Source organism: Croceivirga thetidis (assembly GCF_012272815.1).
In the GTDB taxonomy this organism is placed as follows: domain Bacteria; phylum Bacteroidota; class Bacteroidia; order Flavobacteriales; family Flavobacteriaceae; genus Croceivirga; species Croceivirga thetidis.
Genome location: NZ_JAAWWL010000002.1, coordinates 1 through 20,081 on the forward strand (window position 1 = coordinate 1; position 20,081 = coordinate 20,081).

The following is a 20,081-nucleotide window of genomic DNA, read 5'->3' on the forward strand; positions in this document are numbered from 1 at the left end:
GAACCCTTCAGGTACGACCAATGAGTGGATTGTATATTTACCGGCCTCGCTTATTGAGAATACCGGATTTGCATCGAGTCCAGAGATGACCAAATCGTCACCTGCGGTCAATACGAACAACTGCACGTATCCGTCAGGAACGTTTCCATCACCGTTATAAGTAGCGGAAATCTGAACGCTATCAGCATCAAGACAGATAGGTGTTGCATCGGCTGTCATTGTACCGGACCTTGGGTCGTTAACGGTCACCGTTGCCGTTGCCATGGCCTCACAGCCATCAGCAGTTGTTACGGTCACGGTATAATCACCGGCCTCTGTCACCTCGATTGAGGTTGTATCGTCACCGGTGTTCCATAGATAGGTTACACCATCGGTTCCTGTAGCGGTCAATGTACCGGTCTCACCTTCACAGATGTCGATATCGTCAACAGTGACCTCAGGAATTTCATTTACTGTTACAGTCACATCTTTTTCTGCCTCGCAATCAGCGCAGTCTTTAACAGTAACTGTATAGGTAGTTGTTTCATCAGGGGAAACCGTAATTGATTGGGTGGTTTCACCATTTGACCACAAATATTGAATTTCACTTTGTTCTTCGGCAACCTCACATACTAAGTCAAAATTTCCGAACATTTCAGAGCAATTTCCAATAGAACCTCTAGGCCAAGCACCAATTCCATATCCATTACCATCATTACTGGTACCATATCCTATATTCGCATAGGCACTATCCCCACTATTGTAGATAGAGTAAGTATTACCCCCATTTACTTTTAAAGTTCCATTATAGTGGTAGTTATCAAATTCACCAAGGTTATTTTCGTAACATCTAGCAGTCCAATTGCTTGAAGCATTCTCTTTGAAATCATAGTAATCTATTTCAAGCTCCCCAGTATAATTACCTCTATAGACCGTTCCAATAATCTTTGCTGTTTGATTTGGAAACTCTAAATAGTACAAATCATTTCCAGCTTTCCATACATCATAATGATTGCTATTGTTACACTGAAATATAATTCCGGCGCCAGAACCATCAAATATTGAACAAGTTGGATCAGAATCACTTACCTTATATATTTTAGTACCAACGGGATAAGAACCATAATCTTCACAGGTTTCACAAGTTGCTTCACCTGAGGCATTTGCGGTCAGGGTAACTTCTTCACCCTCACATATTTCTTCGTCATCAGCATCAACCGTAAGATTACATTCTACAACTATTTCGAAGTTCAGGGTAATGGTTCCACAAAGTTCACTATAGGTGTTATTGCCTTTATAAGCGGATACTGTAACATGGTGTTCACCAAGGCCGCCATTCCAATTATAACCATCTTGAGCCCCTCCAGGAAATGTGTAAGGAACAATTGTTTCAAGTTTGGATTCACCGTTAACGGTTAAGTTCACACTTCCTATATTACCAGAAGTCTCAGCAACGATATAATAATTAGTAGGCAGGTCGGTAATAGTGATATTCTCCCCATCAACAATTGGCCCATAGGCCCTAGTATCTGTTGTTTGATCATAAATGTATACTCCAGTAAGAGTTCCACATGGGGCGTCATAATGAATATCCGGAGTCTCGCGCATCGAACGTTCTGAACATCCAACTTTTAATGCGCAAAGACGATAATTACCTGCAGAACTTGGATAAAAAGTTAATTCAGCAGGATCAGTAGTCCAACTCGTACGTGCTTCAATTCTTCCATTTACATTTTCGGCCCATAAGAATTGAACTTGATCGCCATAACCATATGGCATACCAGATGCAACAATACTGTTGCCCTCTATGCGTAAAGTTGGCATGACAATGTCAGAACAGCCGAAAAATGTATTGTTTGAGGTAGCTTGAATAAAGCTGCCATTCTCTAATCTTGGACCAAAATTTGCGGTCGTGTTGTTAAAATAGCTAAGGACCGAATTAGCACTAATACCTGATAAAAAGTTCAAGCTGTAGCTACTATTGTAGTCCATGTTCACGGAATTCAATGCATTAGCTTCTGCAGAAAACCCACTGAGGGGCAAAAAGCAAAAAAGCATGCATAAAAAACCTGAATAAAACTGTGAGATGTAGTTTTTCTTCATATAAAACTTGATGTTAATAAACTTTAGTTGTTTTCAAAAAATGAAAATACCAATGGCAGAATGCAGAAAAGTGAAGAGTTGTGGGGCAAAACTTCTGTGTGGGGTGTTTATGTCATAGGCATTAAAGGGTTAGTGTACATTGCAAATTACTAGCCGAAGCCCCGTCATTAAGATTTATATCGATTAACTGCACAATAAAATCTATCAAAAGCCAATAAATTCTTAAAAATGTTAAAAAATGGTAACGATTAGTGTTAATTATAGTTCGGTAAAAAACACATTAGTATCGATAAGTGTCTGATTTTAATGTATTTGTACTTAGCAAAATCTTTTAAGAATTTCAGATTTTTAACTTAAAAAAGTAGGAAAAAGAGGTGTATTTAATATTAAAAACTGTCAAAATTTAGAAGGAAAAAATTAAAAAAAAATATAAATCTTAATTGCATGATTGCTCCGAACTGAATAGCAGATTTGATACTTTTCAAATTGTTATTTTTGGCCATGCAAAATCAGGTTTTAATTTTAGATTTTGGGTCGCAATACACTCAATTAATTGCCAGAAGGGTACGAGAGCTTAATATCTATTCTGAGATTAAGCCATTTAGTTCGTTACCAAGTAATCTGGATGCTTATCAAGCAGTTATTTTGTCAGGATCTCCTTATTCAGTTAGAGCTGAAGACGCACCACACCCTGATTTAGAGAAGATTAAGGGGGTTAAACCTTTACTCGGAATTTGTTATGGCGCACAGTATTTGGCTCATTTTAATGGTGGTAATGTAGCACCGTCTGCAACACGTGAATATGGCAGGGCAAATCTTTCAACTGTCTTGAATGAAGACGTATTTCTTGACGGGATTTCAGCGGGGAGCCAAGTTTGGATGAGCCATAGTGATACGATAAAGCAATTGCCTGAGAATGGGGTTTTATTGGCAAGTACACATGATGTTGAGAATGCTGCATACCGCATAAAGGGAGAAGAAACTTATGGAATACAATTTCACCCAGAAGTCTACCATACGAAAGATGGTAGTAAGATTCTTGAGAATTTTCTAGTCAAAATTGCTGGTATAAAACAAGATTGGACTCCAAAGGCATTTATTGAAACAACAATAAACGAGCTTAAAGAAACAATTGGAAATGAGCAGGTCATTTTAGGATTGTCAGGAGGAGTGGATAGTAGTGTTGCAGCAATGCTTTTGCACAGAGCAATTGGCAGTCGGCTGCATTGCATTTTCGTCAATAACGGGTTGTTGCGCAAGAATGAATTCAATAGTGTTTTGGAGCAATATAAGGACTTGGGCCTTAATGTGAAGGGGGTTGATGCTTCGGCACGTTTTTTGGAAGCCCTTAAAGGTGAAAGTGACCCAGAGGGTAAGCGAAAAATCATAGGTCGCACTTTTATCGATGTTTTTGATGATGAATCTCAGATGGTGGAAAACGCAAAATGGTTGGCGCAAGGAACCATTTATCCTGATAGGATTGAATCGGTTTCTGCTAGTGGAGGCCCATCGGCAACCATTAAGAGTCATCATAATGTAGGTGGTTTGCCTGATTATATGAAGCTAAAAATAGTTGAGCCTTTACAATTGTTATTTAAGGATGAAGTACGTAGAGTTGGTCGCAGTTTGGGAATGCCAAGTGATATACTTGGTAGACACCCTTTTCCCGGTCCAGGATTAGGAATTCGTATTTTGGGAGATATTACGGAAGAAAAGGTAACGATGTTGCAAGAAGTGGATGCTATTTTTATAAGTAGTCTTAAGGAAAACGGTCTTTATGACCAGGTTTGGCAAGCTGGAGCCATATTATTACCTGTTAATAGCGTCGGAGTAATGGGTGATGAACGTACATATGAACAATGTGTGGCATTAAGAGCGGTAGAAAGTACTGACGGAATGACCGCGGATTGGGTCAATTTACCTTATGAGTTTTTACAAAAAGTCTCAAATACAATAATTAACAGGGTTAAAGGCGTTAATAGAGTGGTGTATGATATTAGTTCGAAACCGCCTGCCACTATAGAATGGGAATGAAAAAAAAGAAAATACTTCAGAATTTAATTCTGGCTCTTTTCTCCTTTACGGCAATGAACGGCGTTGCTCAAGAGAAATATGTGAGCCATGAAGTTCTGCCTGGAGAAACGATTTACAGTATCTCCAAAAAATACAAGGTTACACCTTATTCTATTCTTCAACGAAACCCAGACATAAAAGACGTTGAAGAAATCAAGCCGCAGACTATCTTAATAATTCCAGTTGCCAATAGGTCCAATTCAATTTCTGCAAAAAAGAATGGTCAGACGCTACCGCAAATAGAGCCCTTAGGATTCAAAAAGCATAAGGTTAGAAAGCGGGAAACTTTTGAAAGCATACTTTTTAAGTATGGAATTTCAGAACAGCAGCTGAAAAGGTATAATGCTGAATTGTATGCCGAACCTCTCAAAAAAGGTATGGTTTTGCAAATTCCTGAGTACCCAAAAACGGATGCTACGGAAGAAAGAGAGTTAGAGTTTGACAACTACATTGTAAAGCCCAAAGAAACTCGATGGAGCATTGCCCATAAATTTGGTATTTCGTTGGATAGCCTAGCTGCTTTAAATCCAGATCTCCCAATAAATAGCAGTTATTTAGCTGATGGCCAATCCTTGAAGGTACCTCGCCCAAAAGGAGATAGTCTAGATGAACAAGAGGTTATTCTTTATGAATCTTACACAGTTCCAAAATCAATAGGTTTATATAGGGTCTCACAGAATTATGATATATCGGTTGATTCAATTATGCGTCTTAACCCGCAGATTGCAGAAGCTGGCGGTTTGAAAGAGGGCATGGTTTTAAGATTGCCCAAGCCGACTTCAAAAAATGAGTTGATAAACACTGACAACTATATTTTTCATGTTGTCAAACCAAAACAAAATATTTTCCGACTTACACAAGAATTAAAGATTTCTCGAGATTCATTGTACTTATTGAATCCCGAGTTGGAAAATGGCCTCAAGGCAGGAATGATTCTGAAATTACCCAAAACCAAGGCTAAACAGCTCGAGGTCAAAAACTCTTTGGTTATGGAGCAAATAAATTTGGTGGATAGCATAGATGTGGCCAATCGACCTAATTTAGTTTTTATGTTACCTTTCAGATTGGATAGAATCAATTTTTCAGATAATGAGAAAACAGAAGCACAAGTAAAAACGAGAAAGGATATTCGCTATTCAATGGGCTTATATACCGGAGCATTGATTGCTTTAGATTCTATTAAAAAACTCGGGTTGTCTGTAAATGCAAGGTTCATTGATACCGAAAATGATAGTCTAAAGGTAAATGCCGCTTTAGTTCCAGAATCATTGATTGGAGTGGATGCCATAGTTGGACCTGTTTTTCCTAGTTTATTGGGAGAGATTGCTGCAAAAAGTTCTAGTGCAGAAGTACCTTTGGTTGTTCCTTTTGCTTCAGAAAGCAGCTATCAATTCAACAACATATTTTTTAGTTCACCAAAGGATGCCGTGCTGCGTGATAAATTACTTGATTATGTTGAAAGCCAGCGAACAACTGAAGAAATTATAGTTATTGCAGATGCCAAACATCAAGTTGCAAGAGATAGTATACTGAGTAAATTTCCAAGGGCAAGAAGCGCAAAAATGAGTGCGGATGGTTCACTACATCTTGTCGATTTTGAAGATATGTTACTCGATGATACCACCTATTGGATTTTTGTTGAAACCAACGACCAAAATTTGGTTTCGAGTATATCATCCATTCTAAATGCAAAGAATTCTGAAGAATTGTACACTGTAAGAATGTTTACTACAAATTATAATAGTGCTTTTGAATCTGAATCAGTATCAAGGCCTCATTTGTCAAATCTGGAATTTACCTTCCCTTCAGCTTTTAGGGAAGTAGAGGATGATAGTTTTACAAAAGCATACCGAAAGAAGTTTGGTTATAGACCGGATAGATATGCAGTACGTGGTTTTGATATCACGTATGACTTACTCCTTAAGTTAGCGCACAAGAAAAATTTATTTGCAACCTCTCAGATAATCGGACAGACCGAATATAGTGGAAATCGTTTCGATTATGTCAATCGCTGGATGTCAGGCTATTATAATACAGCTAGTTATTTGATGAAATATCAGGATCTAAGATTAATGGAAATCAAGGAAAATGAGATTAAGGGTAACGCATCTAGATAAACAAACTATTTTAAATTTTATGGTCTGAAGTTGAATGTATTTTTGAACTACGTAGAGCGATACTTCAAAAATCAGCTTGTACTATAAACGCTCATTCTAATTATTTTAAATACCCCTGACACCCGATGGTATCAAAGCTTATGTTTCTATATTTTCTTTTAGGTATTGTCTATATGACCAATGCCCAAAAGAATGGTGAAGAGGTGATACCTTGGTCTGAAGAAAGACGCCTTTCATGGTCTGATTTTAAAGGTGAGGTGCCCCGAGATGCCATGGCAGCTGCAACCACGGCCAGTGGAATTAGTTATAAATATTCGGCCAATCTAATGTTCAATGAGGTAAACTTGGATTTTGAAGTGAATACCTACTTTTATCCTGATGGGTCTTGGTACAAACCGGATATTTGCGATAGCACGGTGTTGGCTCACGAACAACTACATTTCGACATTACCGAACTTTTTGCACGTAAGATGCGGAAAAGATTACGACAGTCTACTTTTTCAGACAATGTTAAAGCAGAAGTAAGGGATATCTACAATACAATTTTAGCTGAATTGAATGCCTTTCAAGAACGTTATGATTGGGAAACTGATTTTTCTCGAAAACATGAAGCGCAAAAGCGCTGGAAGGAAAGGGTATGGGCGCAACTGGCTGTTTATGAGCCAGAAAAATAAAACTATATTTTGTTTACGCTAGCCTCGAACAAAGACGATATCAAACTCTATCTTTAACGGGAATTACAAATTTCAGTCCTGACCAAGTTGCATCTACTGCACAGACTTTTACATCTACTAAACCGATGTTTAACCCAAATGACCGAACAATATTGCCATCTAGGTTTGTGTCAATTTTTGCAGCTTTTTTTGGCCATGACACCCAAACCATCCCGTCTTGTTTGATTTCTTTGGCCAGATTAGGTAATAGCTCTTCCAGTTCTTTCCTTTCTTTGGTAAAAAAATGAATGAAGTTTTTTAAAACAGCTGAGTTTTCAGTGATTAGCAAACCAGAAGGTAGCTCATCAAAAAGTTCGAAATAATTTGTTGGAGGATTTACCAATTTGATTTTGTATCCCTCTTTTAGTCCTAACTTTTTGACTAAAGGTGTGGCAGAATACCCAGCTGATTTCATTTAACCACTTTAGACATCACAGCGTTTTAAGGCATCCTTTAATGCCTCGATTTTATCTTCCCAGGTTACTACAAATTCCTGGGCTACATGGCCAGTGAATCCAGTATCCAAAATCGCTTGCATTATTGCTGGATAATATAACTCTTGGCTTTCATCAATTTCATTACGACCAGGTACGCCAGCAGTATGGTAGTGTCCAAAATATTGATGATAGTTTTTAATGGTATTGATAATATCACCTTCCTGTACTTGCATGTGATATATATCGTAAAGCAATTTGAAGTTTTCGCTACCCAGCCTTCTGCAGAGTTCAACTCCCCAAATTGAACTATCACACATATAATCAGGATGGTTTTGTTGATTGAAAAGCTCCATTTGAATGACCACTCCATGTCTCTCTGCAAGCGGAATTATTTGTGATAATCCTTCGAAACAATTCTGTAAGCCTACATAATCATCCATACCTCTCCTGTTGCCGCTAAAGCAAATGAGATTTGTATAACCTGCTTCCGCAACTTTTGGAATGATATCGGTATAATTTTTAATTAGTTCATCATGATATTTGGGGTCATTCCAGCCTTCGGTCAAACTAATTTCAGCCCCATTGCACATAGAGCATTCGATGTTGTATTTTTTTAATAATGGCCAATCATCAGGCCCTATTAAATCGATGGCTTTAACCCCTAGGTCGTTTAGGATCGCAAGAAATTCTTCCAGTGGGTAGGTATCAAAACACCATTGGCAAACGCTATGGTTTATATTTCCTTTTAAAACAAAATCGCCCATTGGTTTATAAGGTTGGCTTTGCGCGTTGGTTGCCATTACCCCCGCTGAAGCCATTAATGATGTAGAAAGAAAATTTCTTCTTTTCATAATAAGGTAGTTGGTTATTGATGTAAGGTACTATTTTAGGGACTGAAATGGAAATCAAGCCAGATATAAAAAAACTACTGGAGTTAGCGCACTATAAAATGCCCTTCGGTAAATATAAAGACCGTTATCTAGTCGATTTACCGATTGCCTACTTGGTCTGGTTTAAACAAAAAGGATTTCCTAAGGGCAATTTGGGTAATCATATGCAAACCATGTTGGATTTGAAATCAGATGGGCTCGAACCAATGATTCGAAAAATTCGACAAGATTTTCCTCGGGAATAATTTTCATTCTGACCAAACTTTGTAACTTTACATCCCGTAACAATACTTCCCAAAATGGCCGAGACCAAATACATTTTCGTTACGGGTGGCGTAACATCTTCATTAGGAAAAGGAATTATCGCCGCTTCATTGGCCAAGCTCCTTCAAGCTAGAGGATACAAATCAACAATACAAAAACTTGACCCTTATATAAACGTAGATCCAGGGACCCTAAATCCATATGAGCATGGTGAATGCTATGTTACCGATGATGGTGCCGAAACCGATTTGGACCTTGGTCATTATGAACGATTTTTAAATCTCAAAACCTCTCAGGCCAATAACGTAACAACAGGTAGAATATATCAAAGTGTCATTGAAAAGGAACGACGTGGAGAGTTCCTCGGCAAAACGGTTCAAGTGGTACCCCATATCACCAATGAGATCAAAGAGCGAATTCAGATATTGGGTAAAAGTGGGGAATATGATATTGTTATCACCGAAATTGGAGGTACTGTGGGTGACATTGAATCTTTACCATATATAGAAGCTGTACGTCAGTTATTATGGGAACTCGGAGAAAACAATGCTATCGTGATTCATTTGACCTTGGTTCCCTATTTGTCAGCGGCTGGTGAATTAAAGACCAAGCCTACTCAGCATTCGGTTAAGACTTTAATGGAAAGTGGAATAAAGGCCGATGTTTTGGTTTGTCGAACCGAACACGAAATTTCTGAAGAAAAACGGGAAAAATTAGCGCTGTTTTGCAATGTTAAGAAAGAGGCTGTAATACAATCTATCGATGCGTCTACAATTTATGATGTGCCACTTTTAATGATGCAAGAAGGATTGGACACTGTTGCCCTTAAAAAACTGGCTTTGTCTGATGCACTTGATCCCGACCTCACCAGATGGAATCAATTTTTATCAAGACATAAAAATCCAAAAGAAGAAGTTACCATCGGACTAATTGGTAAATATGTTGAACTTCAAGATTCCTATAAATCCATATTGGAATCATTCATCCATGCAGGAGCCGAAAACGAGGTAAAGGTCAATGTTAGGTCAATACATTCAGAGCATTTGAATGCTAAAACATTGGATAAAAAACTGATGGGTCTTGATGGTATTCTTGTTGCTCCTGGCTTCGGTGAACGCGGTATAGAGGGTAAAATTATGGCAGTTCGATACGCACGAGAGAATGACGTGCCTTTTCTAGGAATTTGTTTAGGAATGCAAATGGCCTGTATTGAATTTGCCAGAAATGTGCTTGGAATGGAAGGTGCCAATTCAACAGAGATGGATGAAGACTCCCCATATCCAGTAATTAGTTTGATGGAGGAACAAAAATCAATTACAGATAAAGGAGGAACTATGCGTCTTGGGGCCTGGGACTGTAATTTAAAAGCGGGTTCCTTAGTACACCAAGTGTATGGACAAACTGAAATTTCTGAGCGACATAGGCATCGCTATGAATTCAATAACCAATTTAAGACAGAATTCGAGCAAGCCGGTTTGATTGCCTCAGGGGTTAATTCTCAAACGAATTTGGTAGAAATCATTGAAATTCCTTCGCATCCTTGGTTTATAGGTGTTCAGTACCATCCAGAGTACAAAAGTACTGTTGTCAATCCACATCCGCTTTTCGTTGGTTTTGTTAAAGCAGTACTTCAACAAAAACAGGCACAAACAAATGCCAGTTTGGCATAAACTGCCTTTTTGGACATATATTTGCGAGCTGACTAAACCAACAGACGGAAACACAATTTCATGGAAGAGAAAAAACTCGATATAAACTCCATAATAGGTTTTGTTCTAATTTTTGCAATTCTTTTAGGATGGATGTACTTAAGACAACCAAGTGAAGAAGAATTGGCCGCGCAAAAAGCGCAACAAGAACAACTTGAAGCTCAACAAAAGGATAGTTTACAAAAACTCGATACCCAAACTGTTGCAAAAACACCGGTTAGGCTTGACGTTAATGACTCAACAGCGATATCTAAATATAAAAGTGAAGTAGGAGCATTTGGATTTACCCAAGTTGCTGAGGGCGAAACCGTACTTGAGAATGAACTTCTTTATTTAAGGATATCGAACAAAGGAGGTCAAATCGTTGAAGCTAGACCTAAAGAGTTTGTAACCTATGATTCGCTTGCAGTTCATTTGGTGAAGGATGGCAACGCTGATTTCGGACTTAATTTTTCCACCTCGGATAATAGAGTACTTAACACCAAAGACTTGTATTTTGAACCATCGGTTTCTTCAAGTGGTGAAAACCAGGTGTTGTCGCTTAAAGCGAAGGTGAACCAAGACCAATTTTTGGAATACCGGTATGAAATGAAACCAAACGATTACTTGGTTGATTTTACGATTCGTTCCCAAGGCCTTGAAAGTGTTATTAACAACAGTAAACCTGTTGAGTTAGAGTGGAACTTAAAAGGCATTCGTCATAATAAGAGTGTTCAGTACGAGAACCGTTATACCCGTTTAACTTATAAGTACGAAGGTGACAAAATCAGCAAATTGTCTGAAAGCAGTGAGCTTGATGAAGAAACGGAAACTGAGGTCTCATGGCTTTCCTATCGGCAACATTTTTTCAGTTCAATTTTGGTTTCAGACAATCCATTTGAATCAGCTGAATTGAGTTCACGTAATTTGGTTGAAGAAGAAAGCAAGGAGACCAAATTTACAAAAGCTTATTCTTCAAAGGTACCATTGACTTTAACGGGTGGCGAACTAGCCCAAAATATGCATTGGTATTATGGTCCAACAGACTTAAAGGTTTTGAAACAATACAAAACCTATGGTCTTGAAGATTCGATTCCTTTTGGTTGGGGAATTTTCGGATGGATAAATAGAAACGTGTTTACACCTTTCTACGCATTTTTGAGCTCATTCTTACCTTATGGTATTGCGATTATTGTAATGACTATTGTAGTACGTTTGGCGCTTTCTCCAGTAACTTATAAGTCGTATTTGTCTCAGGCAAAAATGAAGGTTTTGAAACCAGAGATTACTGAGCTCAACGAAAAGTATAAGGACAATGCCATGAAAAAGCAACAGGAGACAATGAAGTTGTACAACAAGGCAGGAGTGAATCCTATGAGTGGTTGTATTCCAGCATTGTTACAACTTCCGATATTCTACTCGCTTTTCATGTTTTTCCCTACTTCATTTGATTTAAGGCAAAAATCATTCTTATGGGCTGAGGATTTAAGCTCGTATGATACAATTTTCAATTTACCCTTCAGTATTCCATTTTATGGGGATCATGTCAGCTTATTTCCAATTTTGGCGTCTGTGGCGATTTTCTTTTATATGACTTTGACTACTGGTCAAACCATGCAGATGCAACAACAACCTGGTATGCCGAACATGAAATTCATCATGTATCTATCACCGTTGATGATGCTGTTTTTCTTTAATAACTACGCAAGTGGATTGAGTTTGTATTACTTTATTTCAAACCTGATTACCATCGGAATTATGCTTGTTATTAAGAATTACATACTTAATGAGAATAAAATTCACGCGCAGATTCAGGCAAATAAAGCGAAACCTAAGAAAGAAAATCGTTTTCAAAAGAAAATGCGTCAAATGATGGAAGAGGCTGAAAACCAAAATCGAGCAACTCGAAGAAAAAAATAATACCAACAAGGTTAAACCTTTTTACTTATTTCTGGTCTAAATCTCAAAACAAATACCCGTTGAGATGAAAAACCTTAGAATTATTTATTTGTTTCTTTTTCTTGTTATGTTCTTGACGCCAACGTCAACTACTGAGGCACAAGATTCAAATTCCACCACCACGGTAATTACAAAACGTAAAAACCGTAGGATTAAAAGAAGAAAGACCAGACGAAAAGTTCGGCGAACCGTTCGAAGGGTCAATAGAAGAAACACCAGATTCAATAATCTGAATACGTTGCCAGTTGGTACACGAGCGGTCTTATTTAGAAACGTAAATTATTACCCCGTGCGAGGTGCGTATTATATCAGCCGAAATGGTATCTACGTAAGAAGGGTACCTCCTGTCGGTTTTAGAGTAGCTGCCATTTCTGGAAGACCTTATAGGTTTTCATTTCGCAATAGAGCTTATATTTATTCTTCGGGTCTTTTTTATAAAGAGGTAGATGATTCTTATGAGTTGATTGAGGCCCCTGTTGGGGCAATAGTGCCAGAATTACCAGAAGAGACCGAGGAAGTTCTATTGCAAAATATTACTGCTTATGAGCTCTATGACATTTTATATGAGAAAACCGATGAAGGTTATGAAGTACTTGGTAAACTTGAAGACTTTGAATAAAAAAACTTCCCCCAGAAAATTAAGGGGGAAGCTTTTGCCATAACGAGGCTTAGTTTGGAAAGATTTGGGACTCCAAAGATGGCCCATAATAAAGCAAGAAAAAATTATTAGTTGTCAAAATGCCTTTTTCTGTATGGCAAAAGAAAAGCTTTTGTAGGCTTATCGACGAACTACTTTCAAAGGGTTGCAACGCAATAATAATAGTCAAAACATAATGTAGGATTATACTGTAATATGCTATAAAAAAAAGGCCTCAAAATAGAGACCTTTGGTTTATCATCAATACTAAATATTAGTTCATTGTGTCAGGTAACATCACCTTATTAACTACATGAATTACGCCGTTGAATGCTTGCACATCGACAACTATAATTCCTATATCATCGTTTCCTGCACCATCTGTAACATCAGCTATATTATCTCCTGTTCCAGGTAGGTTAAGCGTAATATTATCACCTTCTAAGGTTTCAGGTGAAATGCCATCGGTTAAATCGCCTGATCTAACATTTCCTGAAACCACATGATGGTTCAAGACTGCTGTTAATAGTCCTTCTTCAATGTCTGATGAACCATTAACCTCTAACGCAGTATACAGATTTGAGAAAGCATCATCGGTCGGTGCAAAGACTGTAAAGGCTCCTTCGCCGCTTAATACTGTTGCAAAATCTGTTTCTGGTGTAGATGTTGTCAAAGCACCCACTAATTCAGAAAATGTACCATCTGCTACTGCAAATGTTACTACAGTTGGCAGATCAATGACATTATCCACGGCGTGTACAACACCGTTTGTTGCAACTACATCAGCAATCGCCACCGTACTACCTCCGTTGATTACAACACCATCATCAACATTGATATATTGACTCAAATTATCACCATCGCCATTGGTCGCGAAAGTTGAAGCGTAGCCGTTAGAAAGTTCATCTGAATAAACAGCATCACCTACAATAACGTGATATGAAAGCACATCATTGATATCATAGGAATTTGGATTTGTATAACTACTGAAGCCACTATTTACAGGAGCAAATACCGTAAAAGTAGTTTGGTCATCTGAAAGGGTAGTAGTGAATGTTGTGTTGCCGTCTGCAGTCAGCGCACCTACAAGTGATGATAATTCGCCATTGGCAACAGCGTGATCAACAATAGTTGGTAACCCAATTACACCGTTAACGATATGTACTACACCATTATCTGCGGTAACATCTGGTGTAGATACCGTTGCAACGCCATTTATTACAACTCCGTTAGAAGTATCAACAAATAAACTTAGGTTTCTACCTTCCGCACCCGCGGTAGACAGACTTGAAATATATCCAGTGCTTAAGTTGGTTGAAAGATTTGTTCCACTTACAACGTGGTTCAATAAAACCTGAGTTAAGACATCAGTTGGAACATCATCAAGAGAAGCAAAATTGTTAGCGGTCAAAAAAGCTTCAAAAGCTGCATTTGTTGGAGCGAATACAGTAAAAGGTCCATCTCCCTGCAGGGTTGTTACCAAGTTTGCTCTGGTAAGTGCAGTAACCAAAATACTTAAATCTTCGGTATCCAACGCCAAGTCAACTACGGTAGTTGTTGGGTCAACGTTTGGCGTGGTGCCATTGTCATCATCAGAACATGAGTAGGCCATAAACAATACTAACGTTGCTGCGAAGACATTTTTAAATAAATGTTTCATTTAATTTTAGGGTTTTAAATTAGAATTGAAAAAAACCTCCTTTACCATTATTTGATAAAGGAGGTCGTTATTTTTAGTGAAGCGCGTCTATAACTTCTTGAGGTATTAAGACTTTGTTGATAATATGCACTATTCCGTTGCTAGCTTCATTATCAGCTCCTATAACTTCTGCATCAACATGTGTTTTATCTCTAATAAACACACCATGGTTTAAAATTGCGAAAAGTGATTCTCCTTGAACGGTACCCAGTTCTTGGTGGTCATATAGGTCACCTGAAGCAACTGCAGCACCAGCCACTACGTGGTACGTCAATATACTGGCCAAAAGCTCTTTTTCAGCCGCAGTATCAAAATCGGCAAGACTGTTGTAATTGTCACCTAGAGCGTGTAAAAGGTCTGCAAAAGCCTGATTCGTTGGAGCAAAGACCGTAAAAGGACCATCGCCCTTAAGCACCTCTACAAGACCGGCATCTGCCTGTACTAGAGCATCAACCAATAAACTCAAATTGTCAACCGATTGCGCTAGTTCGACGATGTCAGTTGATTGTAGATCGGTTACAAAATCGATAGCCTCTTGTGGCAACAATACCTTATTGATTACATGCACCACACCATTGCTTGCCTCTACATCCGGCATTACGACCTGAGCATCGGAATCGGAAGCGTCTTGGATAAACACACCACCATCAAGGCTTACAGTCACATCGGCTCCGTTTACGGTTGGAATCATCATACCATCAGACAGGTCCGTTGAGAAAGCGGCAGTTCCTGCAACAACATGGTAGGTCAATATTTTAACAAGAAGGTCCAATTCTTCCTGTGTATCGAAATCGGCAAGACTGTTGTAGTCATCACCAAGAACGCCCAATAGGTCAATGAAGGCCTGGTTGGTAGGGGCGAAGACTGTAAAAGGTCCTTCGCCGCTCAAAGTTTCGACCAAGCCAGCATTTGCGGCGGTCAAAGCATCAACCAAAAGGCTAAGGTCATCTGTCTCAACAGCGATTTCAACAATGTTCTTTAATTGTAGGGAAGCAACGAAATCGATAGCCTCTTGTGGCAACAATACCTTATTGATTACATGCACCACACCATTGCTTGCCTCTACATCCGGCATTACCACCTGCGCATCTGAATCGGAAGCGTCTTGGATGAACACACCACCATCAAGGCTAACGGTCACATCGGCTCCGTTTACGGTTGGAATCATCATACCATCAGACAGGTCCGTTGAGAAAGCGGCAGTTCCTGCAACAACATGGTAGGTCAATATTTTAACAAGAAGGTCCAACTCTTCCTGTGTATCGAAATCGGCAAGACTGTTGTAGTCATCACCAAGAACGCCCAATAGGTCAATGAAGGCCTGGTTGGTAGGGGCGAAGACGGTAAAAGGCCCTTCACCGCTCAAAGTTTCGACCAAGCCAGCATTCGCAGCGGTCAAAGCATCAACCAAAAGACTAAGATCATCTGTCTCAACAGCAATTTCAACAATGTTCTTTAATTGTAGGGAAGCAACGAAATCGATAGCTTCCTGTGGCAACAATACCTTATTGATTACATGCACTACACCATTGCTGGCCTCTACATCGGGCATTACGACCTGTGCATCTGAATCGGAAGCGTCTTGAATGAACACACCACCATCAAGGCTAACGGTCACATCGGCTCCGTTTACGGTTGGAATCATCATACCATCAGACAGGTCCGTTGAGAAAGCGGCAGTTCCTGCAACAACATGGTAGGTCAATATTTTAACAAGAAGGTCCAACTCTTCCTGTGTATCGAAATCGGCAAGACTGTTGTAGTCATCACCAAGAACGCCCAATAGGTCAATGAAGGCCTGGTTGGTAGGGGCGAAGACGGTAAAAGGTCCTTCACCGCTCAAAGTTTCGACCAAGCCAGCATTCGCAGCGGTCAAAGCATCAACCAAAAGGCTAAGGTCATCTGTCTCAACAGCGATTTCAACAATGTTCTTTAATTGTAGGGAAGCAACGAAATCGATAGCTTCCTGTGGTAATAAAACTTTATCGATTGTGTGGGCAACCCCATTGGAAGCAATAAAATCAGTACCTGTTATATTGGCGTTTGTATCTGAAGCATCGCCGATAACAAAAGTTTCATTTGCGGCGATTACTTCAATAGAATTATCCATTAGGGCAGTTCCTACTTCACCTTCAGCCAAATCGGCCTCAAGAACTTGTGCTGGAATAACGTGGTATAGTAAGATGTTGGTCAGTAAGGCGATTTCCTCGTCTGTATCGAAGTCATCCAAACTATTATAATCATCTCCAAGGGCATCCAGTAATGCAACGAAAGCATCATCGGTCGGTGCAAATACTGTAAAAGGTCCTTCGCCAGATAAAGTTCCTGCCAAATCGGCTTTTAAAACAGCAGCTTCTAAAACAGAAAGAGCATCTGTTGCAACCACCAAATCAACTAAGGTATTTGAATCTTCAGCGTCACTACTTAACGCATCGATTACAGCTTGTGGTAGCAGTACTTTGTTGATTACATGTACAATTCCATTTGAGGTGTTAACATCTGGCAGGGCTACTTGGGCATCTGTATCTGTAGCATCGCCAATAAAAACACCACCTTCAAGAGAAATGATTACATTTTCACCTTGTACGGTTTCTATTTCTTGACCTTCTGTCAAATCAGTTGAAGCGGCGGCAACACCTGCGACAACGTGGTATTTTAATATTGTAGCTAATAATGCTTTTTCTTCTTCACTATCAAAATCCTCTAATGAATTAAAGCCATCCAAACTTTCCAAAAGCGCAGTAAAGGCCTCGTCAGTAGGCGCGAAAACGGTAAAAGGTCCTTCTCCGCTTAAAGTACCTACCAAATCAGAATCATCATTTTCGTCGGCTTTCAACAGAGCTCCGACCAAGGAACTCAAAATTTCGGTTTGCTGGGCCGTTTCAACAATATTGGAAGAGGCAATCATTTCTTCCATTGCTTCGGCTTCTTTATCATCCTCACAAGAGAGGGCAAAGAAGCTAAGAAAGGCAAAAAGGAGCATGCCTTTAAAATTCATCAAGTTTTTCATAGTCAATTGTTTAAATGTTTAACTTTTAGTGATATAAATTAGTCAACTAAAAAATTGATGATTATTGGCTATTTGAGCTTAGACATTTATAATATGCTAATAAAATAGGATAATCAGCTGTATTTGTTTAGTATGTGACAAAGATTAAAGAAACTTCTCTTGGTTGCTTTTGTGTAACATTATTTATAAAAAGTTTAACAAAAAGTATATAAAGCCAAGTTCCAAACAACTTCTTTTATCTTCTTCGAAGAGAATTTTTTATACATGCAGTTTACCTGGTACCAATAATTGGCACTATTAAAAAATGTCAAGTTTAGCCAGTTGAAATGGTTCTTAACAGATTGTAAGTTTTGTAATTTTGTACTACCAATAACAGGTATGAAAAAAGTAGTCGTTGGATTGTCCGGTGGAGTAGATTCCAGTGTTGCAGCCTATTTGTTAAAAGCTCAAGGTTACGACGTGATTGGTCTATTTATGAAGAATTGGCATGACGATTCAGTAACAATTTCTGATGAATGCCCTTGGTTGGAGGATAGTAATGATGCTTTACTTGTAGCCGAGAAACTAGGAATTCCATTTCAAACTGTTGACCTAAGTAAAGAATACAAAGAACGCATTGTTGATTACATGTTCGACGAATATGAAAAAGGTCGTACGCCAAATCCCGATGTGCTTTGTAACCGTGAAATCAAGTTTGATGTATTTTTAAAAATTGCACTTGATTTAGGAGCGGATTTTGTTGCAACTGGTCATTATTGCCGAAAGGGTATTATTAATAATGCCGATGGAACCAAGACCTATCAACTATTAGCAGGTAAGGATGGTAACAAAGATCAATCTTACTTTCTTTGTCAAGTTTCACAAGAACAATTGGAGCAAGCTTTATTTCCGATTGGTGAGCTTACCAAGCCAGAGGTGCGTAAGATCGCTGCAGAGAACAACTTAATAACTGCTGAAAAACGTGACTCACAAGGTCTTTGCTTTATCGGTAAAGTCAGATTACCAGACTTTCTTCAACAAAAGCTAAAACCTAAAAAGGGACTAATAGTTGAGGTGCCCAATAGTTCTATTCATTATCATCAGGAGATAAATAAATTCGATGATAAATCAGAAGAACTGGCCCATTTTTCTTCGAAACCGAATTATGTCTTAGAAGATGGGAAAGTTGTCGGACAACATAATGGAGCCCACTTTTTTACTGTTGGACAACGTAAAGGATTAAATGTGGGAGGTACTAAAGAACCCCTTTTTGTTTTAGATACGGATGTCAATGAGAATGTTATTTATACTGGTCAGGGTAAGTCTCATCCTGGACTTTTCAGAAGGACGCTTTTTGTGAAGGACGATGAACTTCATTGGATTCGAACTGACCTATGTCTTGAAATTGATGGAACTATGCAGGTAATGGCGCGTATTCGATATCGGCAACCGCTACAAAAGGCAACCCTTTATAAAGTTGAAGGGGGAATGTATGTTGATTTTCAAGAAAAACAGTCAGCAATTACCGAAGGCCAATTTGTTGCTTGGTATCAAGAAGATGAATTAATTGGGTCTGGGGTTATTTCTTAATTGTGGAGAACAAGGTAAATCAATTGTTTGGTATCAAATATCCGCTTATACAAGCGGGTATGATATGGGCTAGTGGGTGGCGATTGGCATCGGCCGTTTCCAATGCCGGAGGTCTTGGACTTTTAGGAGCTGGAAGTATGTATCCAGAAATACTCAGAGAACATATCCAAAAATGTAAAAAGGCCACTGAAAAACCTTTTGGGATCAATGTTCCAATGCTATATCCTGACTTGGAACAAATCATGCAGATAATAGTTGATGAGGGTGTGAAAATTGTATTCACTTCAGCTGGAAATCCAAAAACATGGACTCCTTTTTTTAAAGAACATGGTGTGACCGTAGTACATGTGGTAAGTAGTTTGAAATTTGCACTTAAAGCACAGGATGCAGGTGTTGACGCCGTAGTTGCAGAGGGTTTTGAAGCTGGAGGTCATAATGGTAGGGATGAAACCACAACATTTGTATTGATTCCTATGCTTAGAAATGAAATTGAAATTCCTTTAATCGCGGCTGGCGGTATTGCAACTGGCCAACAAATGCTTGCCGCAATGGTACTTGGTGCAGATGGCGTTCAAATTGGAAGCCGTTTCGTGGCTAGCACAGAGGCTTCTTCACACCAAGCTTTTAAAGATGCCGTTTTAAACGCAAAGGAGGGGGATACACACTTGACCCTAAAAGAATTGGCCCCCGTAAGACTACTAAAAAACAAATTTTATAGCGAGTTGCAGACAGCTTATTCAAATTGCGCATCACCCCAAGAACTAAAGGCCATTTTAGGTCGTGCTCGAGCAAAAAAAGGAATGTTCGAAGGGGATATGGAAGAGGGGGAACTGGAAATTGGTCAAGTATCTGCCATGATTAACGAAATTAAACCTGCCTCTGAAATTGTTTCAGAAATTATGCAGCAATACTTGAAGGCCAAAACGAATCTGCCCCTTTAATA

The 20,081-nt window shown here is 38.9% G+C and carries 13 protein-coding genes and 1 pseudogene; 9 read left to right on the forward strand and 5 right to left on the reverse strand.

From position 1 onward, the window contains the following. Window positions 1-2,082, reverse strand: a pseudogene (locus HCU67_RS07870) (hypothetical protein); the annotation flags it as partial. A gap of 501 nt (window positions 2,083-2,583) precedes the next feature. Here HCU67_RS07870 and guaA point away from each other — a divergent pair. From guaA to HCU67_RS07885, 3 genes are all read left to right on the forward strand, one after another. Further along, window positions 2,584-4,116, forward strand: coding sequence for a glutamine-hydrolyzing GMP synthase (guaA, locus tag HCU67_RS07875; protein ID WP_168552098.1), 1,533 nt, complete (start codon window positions 2,584-2,586; stop codon window positions 4,114-4,116). Continuing rightward, entirely contained in the window at window positions 4,113-6,272 is a 2,160-nt protein-coding gene (locus HCU67_RS07880; protein ID WP_246865741.1) for a LysM peptidoglycan-binding domain-containing protein, read from the forward strand. The genes guaA and HCU67_RS07880 overlap by 4 nt, the downstream gene beginning before the upstream one ends. Window positions 6,273-6,397: 125 nt before the next feature. After that, the gene (locus HCU67_RS07885) at window positions 6,398-6,946 is read left to right on the forward strand and encodes a DUF922 domain-containing protein (protein ID WP_168552100.1); all 549 of its coding nucleotides are present in this window, start codon (window positions 6,398-6,400) and stop codon (window positions 6,944-6,946) included. A gap of 40 nt (window positions 6,947-6,986) precedes the next feature. Here HCU67_RS07885 and HCU67_RS07890 read toward each other — a convergent pair whose 3' ends face one another. Further along, window positions 6,987-7,400 (reverse strand): DUF3052 family protein, encoded by a 414-nt coding sequence (locus HCU67_RS07890; protein ID WP_168552101.1) that lies wholly within the window; start codon window positions 7,398-7,400, stop codon window positions 6,987-6,989. A gap of 9 nt (window positions 7,401-7,409) precedes the next feature. Continuing rightward, entirely contained in the window at window positions 7,410-8,273 is an 864-nt protein-coding gene (locus HCU67_RS07895) for a hydroxypyruvate isomerase family protein (protein WP_168552102.1), read from the reverse strand. Window positions 8,274-8,320: 47 nt separating this feature from the next. Between HCU67_RS07895 and HCU67_RS07900 the strand changes: the two genes are divergently transcribed. The 4 genes from HCU67_RS07900 to HCU67_RS07915 all read left to right on the forward strand — a co-directional run bounded on the left by HCU67_RS07900 (window position 8,321) and on the right by HCU67_RS07915 (window position 12,842). After that, entirely contained in the window at window positions 8,321-8,557 is a 237-nt protein-coding gene (locus tag HCU67_RS07900; protein ID WP_168552103.1) for a DUF3820 family protein, read from the forward strand. 54 nt (window positions 8,558-8,611) lie between these two features. Beyond that, window positions 8,612-10,246: a CTP synthase gene (gene pyrG / locus HCU67_RS07905; RefSeq protein WP_168552104.1), complete on the forward strand. Its 1,635-nt coding sequence runs from the start codon at window positions 8,612-8,614 to the stop codon at window positions 10,244-10,246. 60 nt (window positions 10,247-10,306) lie between these two features. Continuing rightward, window positions 10,307-12,184, forward strand: coding sequence for a membrane protein insertase YidC (gene yidC, locus HCU67_RS07910; protein ID WP_168552105.1), 1,878 nt, complete (start codon window positions 10,307-10,309; stop codon window positions 12,182-12,184). Between the two features lie 64 nt (window positions 12,185-12,248). Further along, window positions 12,249-12,842 carry a DUF6515 family protein gene (locus HCU67_RS07915; RefSeq protein WP_168552106.1) on the forward strand — a complete coding sequence of 198 codons (594 nt, stop codon included), beginning with the start codon at window positions 12,249-12,251 and terminating at the stop codon, window positions 12,840-12,842. Window positions 12,843-13,134: 292 nt separating this feature from the next. Here the strand turns inward: HCU67_RS07915 and HCU67_RS07920 are convergent, their stop codons facing one another. Both HCU67_RS07920 and HCU67_RS07925 read right to left on the reverse strand, forming a co-directional pair. After that, window positions 13,135-14,520 carry a fasciclin domain-containing protein gene (locus HCU67_RS07920; protein WP_168552107.1) on the reverse strand — a complete coding sequence of 462 codons (1,386 nt, stop codon included), beginning with the start codon at window positions 14,518-14,520 and terminating at the stop codon, window positions 13,135-13,137. 73 nt (window positions 14,521-14,593) lie between these two features. Then, a complete protein-coding gene (locus HCU67_RS07925; protein ID WP_168552108.1) occupies window positions 14,594-17,569 on the reverse strand; it encodes a fasciclin domain-containing protein in 2,976 nt (991 codons plus the stop codon). A 378-nt stretch (window positions 17,570-17,947) separates the two neighbouring features. Between HCU67_RS07925 and mnmA the strand changes: the two genes are divergently transcribed. Together mnmA and HCU67_RS07935 are read left to right on the forward strand one after the other, a co-directional pair. Further along, window positions 17,948-19,138, forward strand: coding sequence for a tRNA 2-thiouridine(34) synthase MnmA (gene mnmA / locus HCU67_RS07930; protein ID WP_168552109.1), 1,191 nt, complete (start codon window positions 17,948-17,950; stop codon window positions 19,136-19,138). Between the two features lie 2 nt (window positions 19,139-19,140). Next, window positions 19,141-20,079: a nitronate monooxygenase gene (locus tag HCU67_RS07935; protein WP_168552110.1), complete on the forward strand. Its 939-nt coding sequence runs from the start codon at window positions 19,141-19,143 to the stop codon at window positions 20,077-20,079. Window positions 20,080-20,081 lie beyond the last annotated feature (2 nt).

Coding starts and splice junctions, on each gene's coding strand:
- guaA (WP_168552098.1), top strand. CDS start 2,584: ATGCAAAATCAGGTTTTAATTTTAGATTTTGGGTCGCAATACACTCAA.
- HCU67_RS07880 (WP_246865741.1), top strand. CDS start 4,113: ATGAAAAAAAAGAAAATACTTCAGAATTTAATTCTGGCTCTTTTCTCC.
- HCU67_RS07885 (WP_168552100.1), top strand. CDS start 6,398: ATGGTATCAAAGCTTATGTTTCTATATTTTCTTTTAGGTATTGTCTAT.
- HCU67_RS07890 (WP_168552101.1), bottom strand. CDS start 7,400: ATGAAATCAGCTGGGTATTCTGCCACACCTTTAGTCAAAAAGTTAGGA.
- HCU67_RS07895 (WP_168552102.1), bottom strand. CDS start 8,273: ATGAAAAGAAGAAATTTTCTTTCTACATCATTAATGGCTTCAGCGGGG.
- HCU67_RS07900 (WP_168552103.1), top strand. CDS start 8,321: ATGGAAATCAAGCCAGATATAAAAAAACTACTGGAGTTAGCGCACTAT.
- pyrG (WP_168552104.1), top strand. CDS start 8,612: ATGGCCGAGACCAAATACATTTTCGTTACGGGTGGCGTAACATCTTCA.
- yidC (WP_168552105.1), top strand. CDS start 10,307: ATGGAAGAGAAAAAACTCGATATAAACTCCATAATAGGTTTTGTTCTA.
- HCU67_RS07915 (WP_168552106.1), top strand. CDS start 12,249: ATGAAAAACCTTAGAATTATTTATTTGTTTCTTTTTCTTGTTATGTTC.
- HCU67_RS07920 (WP_168552107.1), bottom strand. CDS start 14,520: ATGAAACATTTATTTAAAAATGTCTTCGCAGCAACGTTAGTATTGTTT.
- HCU67_RS07925 (WP_168552108.1), bottom strand. CDS start 17,569: ATGAAAAACTTGATGAATTTTAAAGGCATGCTCCTTTTTGCCTTTCTT.
- mnmA (WP_168552109.1), top strand. CDS start 17,948: ATGAAAAAAGTAGTCGTTGGATTGTCCGGTGGAGTAGATTCCAGTGTT.